Annotated in this window: 12 protein-coding genes; 8 read left to right on the top strand and 4 right to left on the bottom strand. The window is 69.0% G+C overall.

Features of this window, described 5'->3' with window-relative positions; genetic code table 11:
* Nucleotides 1-18: 18 nt before the first annotated feature.
* Nucleotides 19-2,151 carry a S9 family peptidase gene (locus B141_RS0137290; RefSeq protein WP_051114301.1) on the bottom strand — a complete coding sequence of 711 codons (2,133 nt, stop codon included), beginning with the start codon at nt 2,149-2,151 and terminating at the stop codon, nt 19-21.
* Nucleotides 2,152-2,231: 80 nt separating this feature from the next.
* Here B141_RS0137290 and mshB point away from each other — a divergent pair, with 80 nt between their 5' ends.
* From mshB to B141_RS0137270, 4 genes are all read left to right on the top strand, one after another.
* Nucleotides 2,232-3,119 (top strand): N-acetyl-1-D-myo-inositol-2-amino-2-deoxy-alpha-D-glucopyranoside deacetylase, encoded by an 888-nt coding sequence (gene mshB, locus B141_RS0137285; RefSeq protein WP_026257934.1) that lies wholly within the window; start codon nt 2,232-2,234, stop codon nt 3,117-3,119.
* 91 nt (nt 3,120-3,210) lie between these two features.
* A complete protein-coding gene (locus B141_RS48860; protein WP_020580264.1) occupies nt 3,211-3,576 on the top strand; it encodes a DUF6113 family protein in 366 nt (121 codons plus the stop codon).
* A gap of 91 nt (nt 3,577-3,667) precedes the next feature.
* Nucleotides 3,668-4,303 carry a flavin reductase family protein gene (locus tag B141_RS0137275; RefSeq protein ID WP_020580263.1) on the top strand — a complete coding sequence of 212 codons (636 nt, stop codon included), beginning with the start codon at nt 3,668-3,670 and terminating at the stop codon, nt 4,301-4,303.
* 199 nt (nt 4,304-4,502) lie between these two features.
* Entirely contained in the window at nt 4,503-6,317 is a 1,815-nt protein-coding gene (locus B141_RS0137270) for a VanW family protein (RefSeq protein WP_020580262.1), read from the top strand.
* 462 nt (nt 6,318-6,779) lie between these two features.
* Here B141_RS0137270 and B141_RS44930 read toward each other — a convergent pair whose 3' ends face one another.
* Nucleotides 6,780-7,586 carry a GNAT family N-acetyltransferase gene (locus B141_RS44930; RefSeq protein ID WP_020580261.1) on the bottom strand — a complete coding sequence of 269 codons (807 nt, stop codon included), beginning with the start codon at nt 7,584-7,586 and terminating at the stop codon, nt 6,780-6,782.
* Nucleotides 7,587-7,758: 172 nt separating this feature from the next.
* Nucleotides 7,759-7,995 (bottom strand): putative acetyltransferase, encoded by a 237-nt coding sequence (locus B141_RS0137260; protein WP_020580260.1) that lies wholly within the window; start codon nt 7,993-7,995, stop codon nt 7,759-7,761.
* Between the two features lie 77 nt (nt 7,996-8,072).
* On the opposite strand from B141_RS0137260, the gene fdxA reads away from it, so the two are divergent.
* The 3 genes from fdxA to B141_RS0137245 all read left to right on the top strand — a co-directional run bounded on the left by fdxA (nt 8,073) and on the right by B141_RS0137245 (nt 11,187).
* Nucleotides 8,073-8,399 carry a ferredoxin gene (fdxA, locus tag B141_RS0137255; protein ID WP_020580259.1) on the top strand — a complete coding sequence of 109 codons (327 nt, stop codon included), beginning with the start codon at nt 8,073-8,075 and terminating at the stop codon, nt 8,397-8,399.
* A gap of 138 nt (nt 8,400-8,537) precedes the next feature.
* On the top strand, nt 8,538-9,641 hold the full coding sequence (gene dapC / locus B141_RS0137250; RefSeq protein WP_020580258.1) for a succinyldiaminopimelate transaminase: 1,104 nt from the start codon (nt 8,538-8,540) through the stop codon (nt 9,639-9,641).
* Nucleotides 9,642-9,891: 250 nt separating this feature from the next.
* The gene (locus B141_RS0137245) at nt 9,892-11,187 is read left to right on the top strand and encodes a citrate synthase (protein WP_020580257.1); all 1,296 of its coding nucleotides are present in this window, start codon (nt 9,892-9,894) and stop codon (nt 11,185-11,187) included.
* Nucleotides 11,188-11,340: 153 nt separating this feature from the next.
* Here B141_RS0137245 and B141_RS44925 read toward each other — a convergent pair whose 3' ends face one another.
* Entirely contained in the window at nt 11,341-12,318 is a 978-nt protein-coding gene (locus B141_RS44925) for a PrsW family glutamic-type intramembrane protease (protein WP_020580256.1), read from the bottom strand.
* Between the two features lie 516 nt (nt 12,319-12,834).
* On the opposite strand from B141_RS44925, the gene B141_RS0137235 reads away from it, so the two are divergent.
* The gene (locus tag B141_RS0137235; RefSeq protein WP_020580255.1) at nt 12,835-13,977 is read left to right on the top strand and encodes a DUF308 domain-containing protein; all 1,143 of its coding nucleotides are present in this window, start codon (nt 12,835-12,837) and stop codon (nt 13,975-13,977) included.
* Nucleotides 13,978-13,991: the final 14 nt, after the last annotated feature.

Raw genomic sequence — 13,991 nt, 5'->3', positions numbered from 1 at the left:
ACCCCGGCTTCATGACATTCATTGAGGTGAGGACAGGGCGTCGCGGAGGAACTCCAGCTCCAGCAGCAGGAGGTTCTCCGCGACGACCTCCTGCGGCGTCATGTGCGTGACGCCGGTCAGCGGCAGGACGATGTGCGGGCGGCCGGCCGCCAGCAACGCCGAGGACAACCTCAGCGTGTGGGCCGCGACGACGTTGTCGTCGGCGAGACCATGGATCAGCAGCAGCGGTCGCTCGAGCTTGCCCGCCGAGGCCAGCAGGCTGTTCCGCTCGTAGACCTCCGGCCGCTCCTCGGGATGGCCGAGGTAGCGCTCGGTGTAGCAGGTGTCGTAGAGCCGCCAGTCGGTGACGGGCGCGCCGGCGACGCCCGCGTGGAAGACGTCGGGCCGCTGGATCACCGCGAGCGCTGACAGGTACCCGCCGTACGACCATCCCCGGATCGCGACCCGCCCGGTGTCGACGTCCTCCGGGTAGCGCTTCGCGACTTCGGCGACGACCTCCACCTGGTCGTCGAGGGTGCTCACGAAGTCGTTCAGGACCTGGCGTTCCCAGGCTGGTCCGCGGTTGGGGGTGCCCCGGCCGTCCGCGACGACGACGCAGAAACCCTGGTCGGCGAGCCACTGGCTGGCGAGGTAGCTGGCCCGCGCCGACCGGACGCGCAGCGCGTGCGGCCCGCCGTACGGGTCAAGAAGCAGCGGCAGCCGGGCCGAACCCGGGATGTGGTCGCGCGGGAACAGCACCGCGGCCCGGAGCTCGCGCGCGCCGAGCCGCAGCAGCGTGACGGTCGGCATGAACGGCGGCCGCTCCTGGCGCGACTCGATCTGCCCGACTTCAGAGCCGTCCCGGAGGACTCGGACCCGAACCCCGTCGTGCGTGAGCGTCTGGGACACCAGAACCGCCAGGTCACCGGCCGCGCGCCCAGCATGCAGGCCGGGCTCGCGGGTCACCTCGGTCACCGTCCCGTCGAGCCCAACCCTGACGACGTGCTGCTCGACCGGCTCGGTGGTCGCGGACACGAGCACGCCACTGTCGTCGACGTCGAAGACCGCGCCCACCTGGAGCCCCGGCGGGGTCACGGGCGTCCCGTCGAACGCGAGCCGCCGGGTGTCGCCCTCGTCGACCGTCGTGAGCAGCCGGCCGTCCGGCAACCACGCGGGAGTGCCAGGGATCAGGTCGATCCAGGCCTGGTCAGTCACCTCGTGGACCAGCGAGGTGGTCCCCTCGGCCAGGTCGACCGCGAGCACCTGGGCGGTCCTCTGGTCCCGGGTCAGGACGTAGAGCAGCGGCGGGCCGGACGACGACCAGCTGACGTCCGCGAGGTACGGGAACCGCGCGTGGTCCCACCGGACCTCCCGCCGGGTCCCCTCCAGGTCCACCAGCCACAGGCCGACCTCGGAGTTCGCGGTGCCGGCCGCCGGGTAGCGGACCGGCTGCGGTGCCTGGTCGGGATGCGCGGGGTTGGCGATGTGCCAGACCGGGACCGGCGCCTCGTCGTACCTCTCGACCAGCAGGGCGGACCCGTCAGGTGCCCACCAGAATCCCCGCGTACGCCCCATCTCCTCGGCCGCGATGAACTCCGCGACACCCCACGCCACGGTGTCGCCGTCAGGCTCCACGAGCGCGACGTCCTTGTCGGCCTGGAGGTCGACCAGCCGGAGGGCGCCGTTCGACGCGTACGCCACGAACCGCCCCGACGGGTCGGGTCTCGGGTCGACCACCGGCGCGACCGACGGTAGCTCGCGTACCTCGCTGGTGCCGAGATCGGCCAGCCACAGCCGCGACGACAGCGCGAACGCCGCGAGCCGGACCTCGGAGTCGCAGGCGTACCCCACGATGCCGGCCGCGCCCTCGCGGGAACGCTCCCGGCGCGCGCGTTCCTCGGGGGAGAGGTCCTCAGCTGCGTCGGTGAGCAGCGCGGACGGGTCGGCGATCCGGCGTTCGGTCCCTTCGGCGACGTCGTAGCTCCACAGCTCGATCGCCCGGTCGGTCCCGGACGGCGCGCGGAGGAACACGATCCGGCTGCCGTCGGGCGCGAGCGTGAACGTGCGCGGCGCGCCCAGCGTGAAGCGCAGCGTGCGGGCGGCCAGCCGGGGGTACGACACGGCCGGGCGCTCGGCGGCGCCCTGGTCGGCGTTCGGGTGGGATGTGGTCACGGTCGTCGATCCTGGCACGCCGTGGTCACCGCCGTCATCGTTGCCGGGCCCTTGGTGGCGGCAGTCCGTAGGGTGGGCGCATGGCCGATCGAAGAATTCTGCTTGTGCATGCCCACCCCGACGACGAGACCATCGGGAACGGCACGACGATGGCGAAATACGTCGCCGAAGGTGCGCAGGTCACCTTGGTCACCTGCACGAGAGGCGAGGAAGGCGAGGTCCTCGTCCCCGATCTCGTGCACCTCGCCGCCGATCAGGAGGACGGACTCGGCGAGCACCGCGAGAAGGAAATGGCCGACGCGATGGCCGCGCTCGGCGTCAGCGACCAGCGTTGGCTCGGCGGTGCCGGGCGCTACCGCGACTCGGGCATGATCGGCACTCCCGCCAACGACCGGCCGAACTGCTTCTGGCGGGCCGACCTGAAGGAGGCCGCCGACCACCTGGTCGCGGTGATCCGTGAGCAACGGCCCCAGGTGCTCGTGACGTACGACGACTTCGGAGGGTACGGCCACCCCGACCACATCCAGGCGCACCGGGTTGCGACGTACGCCCATGCGCTGGCGGGCGTGCCGTCGTACCGCCGCGACCTCGGCGACGCCTGGGACATCCCGAAGGTCTACTGGACGGCCATGCCCGAGACCAACTTCCGGGAAGGGCTCCGCAGGCTGCGCGACGCGGGCGACACGACCTTCGAGGGCCTCGACCCCGACGGCGAGCTGCCGCCGAGCTTCGTGCCCGACGAACTCATCGACGCGCGGATCGACGGTGGCGTCCACGTCGAGCAGAAGATGGCGGCGATGCGGGCGCACGCGACGCAGATCAGCGTGGACGGGCCATTCTTCGCGCTCTCCAACAATCTGGGCAACCAGGTCTGGGCGGAGGAGTGCTACCGGCTGATCCGGGGGACGCCGGGCGAGCGGGACCCGCAGACCGGGGTGGAAACCGATCTGTTCTCCGGCGTGGCCTGATCGGAACTGATCGAAACTGCCCCCGGCATCGATCGGCCGGGGGCACGGCTGGCGAGCGGGACCCGGGGCGGGCCCGCGTAGGCTCCGACTCGTGTCGGCATTCCTACGGGGGGTCGGACTCCTCCTGCTCGCCCTCCTCGGCATCCTGACGGGTCTCGCCGGGCTGTTCGTCTCGCGGATGAACGCCGACGTGTTGGGGGCTGGCCTGCCGTTCGGGCTGGTCCTCGGGATCGCCGCGGCGGGGATGCTGTTAGGGCAGGGGCGCCGGCTTCTCGGCGTCCCGGGCGTCTTGGCCGCGTCGGTGGGGTGGGCGATTCCCGTGGTCGCGGCGCTGTGGCCCCGGCCGGAGGGCGACATCGTGCTCGCCGGCGACTGGTACGGCCTGGGATTCGTCCTGTTCGGCGTGATCGTGGCGGCCTGGCAGCTCATCCGCGCGATGGCCAGCAGTCCGGACTGAGGTGCGACCGGGCCCGCAGGGTTCAGGTGGCCGGGCTGGTCCAATCCCGGCCGCTGCGTAATGGCACCGATACCTCACGAAGGTATGGTCCGTGGACGTGCTCGAAGAGCTAGATGATCAGACGACAGCGCCCATTTCGCCAGCAACCGCGCGGCCCGAGGCCGCGGCCTGGTCACCGGTCGACGCGGCCGCATACCGCGCGGCGCTGGCGCGGTACGCCAGTGGCGTGACGATCGTCACCACCCGGCTTGACGGGGACGACCGTGCGATGACCGCGACCGCCTTCACATCGGTGTCGCTGGCGCCGCCGCTGGTGCTTGTGTGCGTCGAGAAGGCCGCGAGATTCCACGACGCCGTACTCGCCAGTGGTATCTGGGCGGTGTCGGTCCTCGCCGCTGGCGCTGAGAGCGAGCAGGTCGCGAGCCGGCTGGCGACCCGGGGGCGCCCGCTTTCTGGTCAGTTCGGCGGCATCGCCACTCACCGGTCGCTCACTGGTGCCCCACTCCTGACAGACGCGATCGCGCGGCTGGAGTGTCGTACGTGGGCGGTCTACGACGGCGGTGACCACTCGATCCTGGTCGGCCTGGTGGTGAGCACGGAGGCGGGTACGCCGGGAGACGGTCCCGACAATCCGGCGGCGCTCGTCTATTACTCGGGCGGCTACCACCCGGTGCCCAGGATCGCCGGCCAGGCCGAAGACGGAAACCCGCCGGACTCCGGCGTCTGAGGGCTGTCGGAGGCACGTGCCGCTATGGGTGATGTGTCGGACTTATCTCATTAATTCGGCGACCCGCGTACTCAAATCGCGTCTCACGGGTAGGCGCCGGTACGACAGAACGACCCGCGTAACCCTTAGTCTTGGCGAGATTGTCGGCATCGCAGCCTAGATTTGGCCGCCGAACCACAGCAAAGCATTCGGAGGGGTTGTGTTCGAGCCGGGTGGCCCAAGCCAGTTGATCACTTTGCCACCGCCTCCGCCCGAGCGGCGCGGCCGCATCATCGCGCTCGCCGCCGCCGGAGTGGTAGTCGCGTTGTTCGGCGTCTACTCCATTCTCGTCTTCGCCTTCGGCGACCGGGTCCCACGCGGCACCACCGTGGCCGGCGTGCCTCTCGGCGGGCTGTCCCGCTCGGCGGCCGAAGCACGCCTGCGTGACCAACTCCTTCCCGAAGCGGACAAGCCGCTGAAGGTCACGGCGGGTGGCCAGACCTACACGCTCGACCCCGCCGACGTGGGCCTCGCGCTCGACCTCCAGGCGACCACGGACGCTGCCTACGTTCCGCGTACGTTCAATCCGGTACGCCTGGCACGTGCGCTCGGTGGTGGCGACGAGACGCCCCCCGTCCTCACGGTCGACCAGTCGCAGCTGGGCAAGGCGATGAAGTCGCTGGCCGCCAAGGTCGACAAGCCGGCCAGCGAGGGTGGCATCACCTTCGCCGGAGGCACGCCCAAGGCCACCACGCCCAAGGCCGGGCAGCAGCTCGACCAGAAGGCCGCGGGCCTGCGGCTCCAGCAGGAGTTCCTGGTCACCCGCGGCCCGATCGCGCTTCCCGCCGCCGAGCGCAAACCCTCGGTGAGTGCGGCGGAGGTCCAGAAGGCGCTGCAGGACTTCGCGACGCCGGCCATGTCGGGCCCGGTGACCGTGCGGGTCGGCGACAAGTCGTTCGATGCCACCCCAGAGGAGATCGGCTCGGCCCTGAAGATGGTCGGCAAGGGCGGCGCGCTCGCACCCAAGCTGGACGGTAAGGCGCTGGAGAAGAACGTCGCCAAGAAGCTGAAAGACGTGCAGACCGAGCCGGTGGACGCCACGGTGAAGATCTCCGGTGGCAAGCCCACCATCGTGCCCAGCAAGCAGGGCCACACCGTGCCCCCCGACCGGCTCGCCTCGGCCGTGCTGGCGGCGCTGCCGAAGTCCGGGGGCGAGCGCGTCGCACAGGTGCAGACCGTGACCACGGACCCCAAGGTCACCACCAAGCTGCTGCAGGGCTTTGGCATCAAGGAAGTTGTCGGGGAGTTCACGACCTACTACCCGCACGCCTCCTACCGCAACACCAACATCGGCCGGGCCGCCGAGCTGATCAACGGCGCGCTCATCAAGCCGGGCGAGACGTTCAGCCTCAACGGACTCGTGGGTGAGCGGACCGCCGAGAACGGCTTCACCGAGGGCTTCGTGATCAAGGGTGGCCGGTTGCGCGAAGAACTCGGCGGCGGCGTGTCGCAGGTGGCGACCACGACCTACAACGCGGGCTTCTTCGCCGGGATGGAGGACGTCGAGCACCGCCCGCACGGCTTCTACATTCCCCGCTACCCGGTTGGTCGCGAAGCCACGGTCTACTGGGGCTCGCTCGACCTGAGGTGGCGCAACAACACGCCGTACGGCGTCTACATCGAGGCCAAGCGCACCCTCAGCACCCCCGGCAGCCAGGGCCGGATCAGGGTGCGGTTGTGGAGCACGAAGTACTGGGAAGTGAAGACGAAGACCACCGACAGGTACAACATCCGGCCGCCCAAGACGCTCTACGACGAGAAGCCCGGCTGTGTCGACCAGCCCGATGGTGCCGCCGGCTTCGATGTCGACGTCCACCGGTGGATCTACCTCGACGGCAAGCTCGCGAAGTCCGAGACGGACCACGTGAAGTACAACCCCGAGGACAAGATCGTCTGCGGTCCGGCGCCGGACAACAAGCCGCCGGACAAACAACAAAACCGCGGCCTGACTCCCCACCCCGTGGCGCAGGACTGACGCGGGGGACTGACGCGGGGGACTGACGCGGGGGACTGACGCGGGACTGGGTGTCGCGCCTGAGTGTGCCCAACCTCCGGCACTTCGCCGACCCGGCGGCCACCAGGATTGGCCGTGTCCCGAGCGGCGCGGGGGCGACTTGGTGGAGGTGGCTCGGCTTCTATGCCGAAACTCCTCCGCCAAGTCATCGCAACCTCGGTGGGCGGTCTCGCATCGTGAGCAACTCTTGGCCCAGACCAAGATCATTTCGGGGAAGTGGCCCACGTTCCGCGCGGAACGTGGGCCACTTCTCCGAAATGATCTTGAGCGCCGCGGGTTGTCACACGGGCCGGGACCACTGACGGCCTGGTTGATCATGGTGCCCGTCGAGGAGGGGCGAGGTCAGGTAGGCATGGCCGCGTAGGCGGGGCACGCAGGCATGGCCACCCAGGCGAGGCATGTAGGCGAGGCATGTAGGCGGGGTCAGCTCGGAGGGGTGTAGTAGCGGTACTCGTGGTCGGTCCGGAAGCCGAGCCGGTCGTAGAGAGCCAGCGCGGCCGTGTTGCCGGAGCCGACCTGGAGGTACGCCCAGCTGGCGCCGCGGTCGCGTCCCCACTGGCCGAGGGCGCTCATGACCGCCCGCGCGAAGCCGCGCCGACGGTGGGGTGGCGCGACCTCGATGGCTGCGATCCCGAGCCACGAGCCGGTGACCACCCCGCGCCCGATGCCGGCCAGCCCCAACCCCACCTCCATGCCGATGCGGGCGAGGGCGACCTGCTCGGGGCTGGCGAGGACATGGCGGGCCGCCGCGGGTGTCGTGGTCCGGCCGTACAGCGCGAGCCAGTCCGCGTCCAGCTCACTGGTCACCTCGACGTCCACCGCCGGCGTACCCGCCCGCGCGAGGAACTCCCTTAGCGGCGCCACCCGCAGCTTCGCCGCCGTCGCGTTGTCCTTACCGCTCCCGCGCACCGACCATCCGCGAGCCCGTAGTTCTGCCTCCAACGGCGTACCACCGACCACCTGGATCAGCGCCGGCAGGCCGTGCCCGGCATAGAAGTCCCGGACCAGCTCCAGCGCCTGGTCGAGCGGGACGCCCGGCTCACCCGCCGGGACGACCGAGTTGCAGCGGTTGGTGAAACCGTCGGCGGCCTGCAGGAGCCACCCACCCAGCCGCTCCGTCGTCAGAGCCGGCCAACCACGCGCCGCCACCAGGGCGAGGTCCAGGCCGGTCGCCGGCTGTCCGGCGTCGGGGGAGGAGGTGGTGCCGGACGCGGAAGCGGTACGAGACACGGGGAACCTGCGTTTCTCTGCGAGGGGCGCGAGGAGGGCTGGGCGGCGAAGGCCAGCATCGGGCGAGCGGAGTCGGGCCGGGCCCAGCCCCAGCAGACAAGTCGGGCCGAGCCCAGCTCAGGCAGACGCAGCCCCAGCAAGCGCAGCCCCAACCGAACCCAGGCCAGCCAGCTCAGTCAGGCGGCGGCCGATACCGGCGTTCAGGCGGTGGCGGGACCGGCTTGCCGGCGACCACGTCCCGCTCGGCGACCTCGACCAGTTCGCCGTCGCGCCGCCGGATCCTGAGCCGACCACCGGTCCAGGACTCGAGGATGCCCAGCACGTCGCCGTACACCGGCCGGTCGTTCTCGAACCCCAGCCGCCGGCGTACGACCACCCTCCGGCCGACGTCCGCAACCGACAGAGGCACCAGAATGGACCCTTCGTTGTCATCTCCTGAACCGACCTGGCGATACTAGGTGTGTCAGTTCGACAGAGGAGGAACCGGTGACCTACGTCATCGCGCAGCCGTGTGTGGACCTCAAGGACAGGGCCTGTGTCGACGAGTGCCCCGTCGACTGCATCTACGAAGGCAATCGGATGCTCTATATCCACCCGGACGAATGTGTCGACTGCGGTGCGTGCGAGCCGGTCTGCCCCGTGGAGGCGATCTTCTACGAGGACGACGTCCCTGATCAGTGGAAGGACTACTACGCCGCGAACGTCGAGTTCTTCGACGACCTCGGTTCGCCGGGTGGCGCCTCGAAGACCGGCGTGATCGAGAAGGATCACGCGCTGATCGCCGCGCTGCCGCCGCAGAGCACCGAGGAATAGCGTCGTGGGGGCCGCCGTGCCCCCGCAGATCCCGGTTATTTCCGGACGACTCGGGCGACCAGCCCGCCGTCGTCCGGGACGGTTCGTGGGCCTGCCCAGCATCTGCGGGCCCTCGAAGAGGCAAGCGAGAGGGAGATCGTGCGAGGCCCGCTGCCGGACTTTCCCTGGGACCGTCTCCTTCCTGACAAGGAACGCGCGGCCGCCCACCCGGACGGAATCGTCGACCTGTCGGTTGGTACGCCAGTCGATGCCACTCCCTCGAGGATGCGGCAGGCGCTCTGTCGGGCGGCTGACGCTCCGGGCTATCCCACCACCCACGGCATCTCCGAGGTCCGTGAGGCGGCCGCCGGTTATCTCCAGCGCCGGTTCGGCATCACCGGCGTGGACCCCGTGGCGGTCCTGCCGACCATCGGGTCCAAGGAGTTCGTCGCCTGGCTACCCACCATGCTCGGGCTCGGCCCGGGCGACGTGGTGGTCGTGCCAGAGAGCGCCTATCCGACGTACGCGGTCGGCGGTCAGCTGGCCGGCTGCACCGTGATCGCGTCGGATTCGACGGTCGCGTTGGGACCAGAACCCGTCAAACTGGTGTGGGTTAACTCACCTTCCAACCCGACGGGGCGGATTCTCCCGCCCGACCATCTGGCCAAGATCGTCGCCTGGGGACGCGAGCGCGGCGCCCTCGTGGTCTCTGACGAGTGCTACCTGGAGTTCGGCTGGGACGCCGAGCCGGTGTCGGTTCTCCATCCGGACGTGTGCGGACGAAGCCACGAGGGCATCCTGGCCGTCCATTCACTGTCGAAACGGTCAAACCTCGCGGGCTACCGCGCGGGGTTCGTCACCGGTGATCCTTCTTGCGTCAAAGAGCTTCTGGAGGTCCGCAAGCACGCCGGCATGATGGTGCCGCGGCCGGTCCAGGAGGCGATGACGGACGCCCTCGGCGACGACGAGCACGTGGTCGAGCAGCGCGCGAGGTACGCCGCGCGCCGGCAGGTGCTGCGCCGGGCGTTCGAGGCCGCGGGGTTCAAGGTCGACCACTCTGAGGGTGCGCTGTATCTCTGGGTGACCCGGGATGAACCCTGCTGGGAGACCGTGCGGTGGTGTGCGGACCGGGGTGTTCTCGTCACGCCTGGTGAGTTTTACGGAGCGGCGGGTGTCCGGCATGTCCGGGTAGCGTTCACCGCGACTGACGAACGGGTCGCCGCTGCTGCGGCCCGGTTGACGGGCACGCGAGATCCCGCGTGACCCTCGACGTTCGAAGGAAGATCGCCCGGCAGCACAGGGGGCGATACGACAGAACAGGGAGGATGCCGTTCAACGAGCCACGCCGACCGGCGAACGGCTCGTACGTCGTGGAGGTCTCAGGCGACCGTCGTTCGTTGATGTGGACAGATGGTTGGCGGGTCCCTCCGCGGCCGGCTCCTCCCGGCCGGGGCCGACAGTGTTGGTCCAGGGGCCGAACCCCTAGGACCCCGCAGAGGGCAGGACGGAGGACATGGGCGTGACGGACGTACATTTCACGCTGAAGCACGCTAACGGGGAGGTCGAGCTTCCGGTCGTAACGGCGACCGAGGGTGCCTCGGGCGTCGACATCTCGGCGATGCTGAGGGCGACCGGGCACGTGACGCTTGATCCGGGGTACGTCAACACCGGGGCGTGCACCTCAGCGATCACCTATATCGACGGTGATGCTGGCATTCTCCGTTATCGGGGTTATCCGATCTCGGAACTCGCCGAAAAGAGCAACTTCCTGGAGGTGTCGTACCTCCTCATCTACGGCTCCTTGCCGACGCAGGCGCAGTACGACAAGTTCGCGGACAATGTGCGCCGCCACACTCTTCTCGACGAGGACCTCAAGCGGTTCTTCGATGGTTTCCCGCGGGACGCGCATCCGATGCCGGTGCTGTCGTCCGCGGTCAGCGCCCTTTCGACGTTCTATCAAGACAGCCTTGACCCGTTTGATCCTGAGCATGTCGAGATCTCGACCGTCCGGCTGCTGGCCAAGTTGCCGACGATCGCGGCGTACGCGTTCAAGAAGACGGTTGGTCAACCTTTCCTCTACCCCGACAACTCGCTCGGCTACATCGAGAACTTCCTCCGTATGACGTTCGGCCTTCCGGCGGAGCCCTACGTGGTCGATCCGGCGGTCGCGGAGGCTCTTGACCTGTTGTTCATCTTGCATGCCGACCACGAACAAAACTGCTCCACCTCGACCGTCCGGCTGGTCGGATCGAGCCAGGCGAATCTGTTCGCCTCGATTTCCGCTGGAATCAACGCGTTGTTCGGTCCTCTGCACGGTGGGGCCAATGCCGCGGTCCTCGAGATGCTCGAGAGCATCGCGAACGACGGTGGGAACGTCGCGCATTTCGTCGACCGGGTGAAGAAGAAAGAAAAGGGCGTCCGGCTGATGGGCTTCGGGCACCGGGTCTACAAGAACTACGACCCGCGCGCCGCCATCATCAAGAAAACCGCTGACGAGGTGCTCAGCCGCCTGGGCAAGTCAGACCAGCTTCTCGAGATCGCCAAGCAGCTTGAAGAAGTCGCTCTCCACGACGACTACTTCGTCGAACGCAAGCTCTACCCGAACGTCGACTTCTACACCGGGCTGATCTATCGCGCGATGGGTTTCCCGACCAAGATGTTCACGGTTCTGTTCGCGCTTGGTCGTCTGCCGGGATGGATCGCCCAGTGGCGGGAGATGATCGGTGACCCCGCGACCAAGATCGGCCGGCCCCGCCAGGTCTACATCGGCGAGCCCGAGCGTGCGTTCGTTCCTATGAACGACCGCTGACCTTCGTCCCGCGGACCGGCCCCACACGTGGCCGGCCAGCGCAGAGGTGCTGACTGAGGGGACGGGAGCCACGCCACGTCGTGACTCCCGTCCCCTCAGCGGTGGGGGTGAGCCCTAGGGGCGAAGCCGTGGGGGCCGGATCCCACACAACATCTACGCGTACTCCCGGCCCTTGACGGGTGCCTGGGGAACGTCGGTCGAGGTGGTGGTGGCGTTGGTGGCGATGATTCGTCGGCGCAGGATCCCGAGCCACAGCAGGCCCAGAGCGGCGACGAAGAGATATCCGATCCAGCTGGTGATGGTGAAAAGCTGGATCTGGACGTCGGTCGGCTGGGGGATGTATCCGAGCGAGAACAACCGCAGATCCCAGGGCGTGCCCGTGACGAGAAGCGTGAACATCACCGCGACGCTGTGAATGGAGTCCCAGACGGCGTGCAGGGCCGACACGCCGAGATAGGCGAAGAGGATGCCGGGGGTGAACCGCCAGCGGCCGTTCTGTGTCGCCGCGATGAGGACGCCGCCCACGATCGCGGTCCAGAGCCCACTACCGATCGGCGCGAGGATACTGCGCAGGAGTTCGGCTTCGACCATGTCCCGCACCGACAGACCGCTGACGTTCGTGAGCGCCTGGAGCGCGTAGCCCGCCGTCTCGAACGCCGCGAAGGAGAATCCCACGGCCGCGCCCAGCAGGAGGCCGGTGCGCAGTGTCCGGCGCCTGAGTCCGTGCGCGGCGTAGAGGATGGCGAGCAGCTTGGCGAGCTCCGCGCCCAAGGCCACACCGACGTACATGAACGGCGACGGTCCGCGGAAGTACGACTCGAACACGGAGGTGGTGGCGATGCCGAGCGTGGCGCCGACCAGGAGTGCTCTGAGGATGATGGCGTACGACAGGTCCCGGCCCTGCTCGCGCTCGCAGAGCCAGGTCACGTAGGTGATCGGGACGAGAAAGGCACCACCCAGGACGATGGTCGGCAGCAACGCCGAGCTCCCCGTCACCAAGGTGACGAGAACCGTGAACACCCACAGGACGAGGCCACCCAGGAACACCCGGCCCCAGGTGTACGACCGCAACGCGCGGACCCGCTGCAGGTCGGTCACTCCTGAGTTCATCGCGGCGGTGAGGTCGTCCATGCTTCGGGTTCTCTCCGCCTGAGGGCGCCTTTATGCGCGCTGGCGAGCGAGCTCTGCTCCAAATGATCACGTATACGTGGTCATTGCATGCCTCGCATGCTGTCGGTGCCATGCAAGGCATGTAGGAGCCACGTATACGTGATCATTTGGACCTCAATGTGCCTTGCATGGCGGCGACTTGCCGCGCGGCGCCCCAGCTAGCTCGCACCCGCATGTCTGTCGCCCGGGCCGGATGGGTCCACTCGCGCGGTTCGTCAGACGCGTGAGGCATCTCATACCCGCGAAGGGGGCAACCCCTCGACGATGTGGCGTGCAAAAAGGGCCGGCTGGGTAGATGCCTACCAACGCATCACCGGACGGCGCCGGCGACCCGAGGCGTACCCAGACATCACGCGCGCCCAGAGCCCGCGCGCGAGGGGGGTGTGTCTGTCGCGGCGCCGCCATGTCGACGAAGGGATTTTGGGCATGACTGCGTCCCCGACCAGTGGGGCACGAGTATCGGAGGAGTCGCCGGACATGGGCTCACGCGAGGCGACTTCGGGCACCGCGGGTGGCGGTGGGGCCGGCAAGGCACCCGCCGGCAGGCCGGGTGAGCGCACTGGTGGACGGTCGGGCCGGACGGCCGCGCGTGCGGGGAAGGATGCCGAACGGGACCGCGGTGGGGATGCGCCACGCCGCGGAGGTAAGAGTGCCCGCGGTGTCCCGAAGAAGGCGGCGCTGAGCGCGGGTACGGAGAAGTCCGACGCTCCGGCCAAGGCGACCACACCCACGGCGAGTGAGAGTGATGGTCCCGAGCGGGAGGAGGTAGCGGCCACCGCCGCTGGTACGACAACCGAGGCCAGCAAGACCACCGCCGTGAGTACGTCCGATGCGGTCACCGCGACCGACGGGGACGCGAAAAGGACGATCAAGACTGCCACGACGGGCAAGCCCGCGACCGCCACGTCAGGCAAGCCGAGCACCCCGAGCAAGCCCGCGACGACGGACACCACGCCCGTGGCCGTTGTCGACGTCCCGCTGCGGGAAACCGAGCCCACGGACGAGAAGCCGGTGAACGGTGACGCTCGCGAAGCCCTCGTGCCGGGCCGGCACAGTGCCCCGGCACGCCCCGAGTGCGGCGCCTTCACGTGGTGGCTCTTGCTCGGACTCGGGCTGCTGTCGGTCGTGTTCGGCCTGCTGCTCCTGGTCTGGCCGAACGTCCGACCGCCGGTGTTCGCGGCGTTCGTTGGTGGCTGGCTTCTCCTGCTCGGCGGCGCGCGGGTCGCCAGTGGCCTCCTGATCAGTGCCGGCCGGAGTATGGGCGAGACGGTGTTCTCCGTACTCGTCGGCGGGTTGTTCGTCGCCGGCGGCGCGATCTGCCTGCGGGGGCTGCTGGAGAGTGCGGAGTTCCTCGTCGTACTCGTGTCGCTTACCTGGCTGCTGACCGGGTTCGTCGATCTGATGGTGGCGCTGTCTGGGCACCATCCGGGGCGTGCCGGGCTGGTCGTGTCGGGCCTGGTCGCGGTGGGGCTCGGGGCGGTGTTCCTGCTCCTGCCGACACTGTCGTTCGCGACGGCTCTGGGGCTGACTGGGCTCGCCGCGATCGCGGTCGGCGCGGTGCAGGCTGGTGTGGCCGTCAAGGTGCGGAGGTTCTCACCCGCCGTGGCCTGGGGGCGCTAGGCGGGCGTAGGTGG

Origin of the sequence: Actinopolymorpha alba DSM 45243 (assembly GCF_000373925.1) — a bacterium.
GTDB classification, from domain to species: Bacteria; Actinomycetota; Actinomycetes; order Propionibacteriales; family Actinopolymorphaceae; genus Actinopolymorpha; species Actinopolymorpha alba.
The sequence above is the reverse complement of the archived record's forward strand: the minus strand, read 5'-3'. Positions and strand labels throughout refer to the sequence as shown.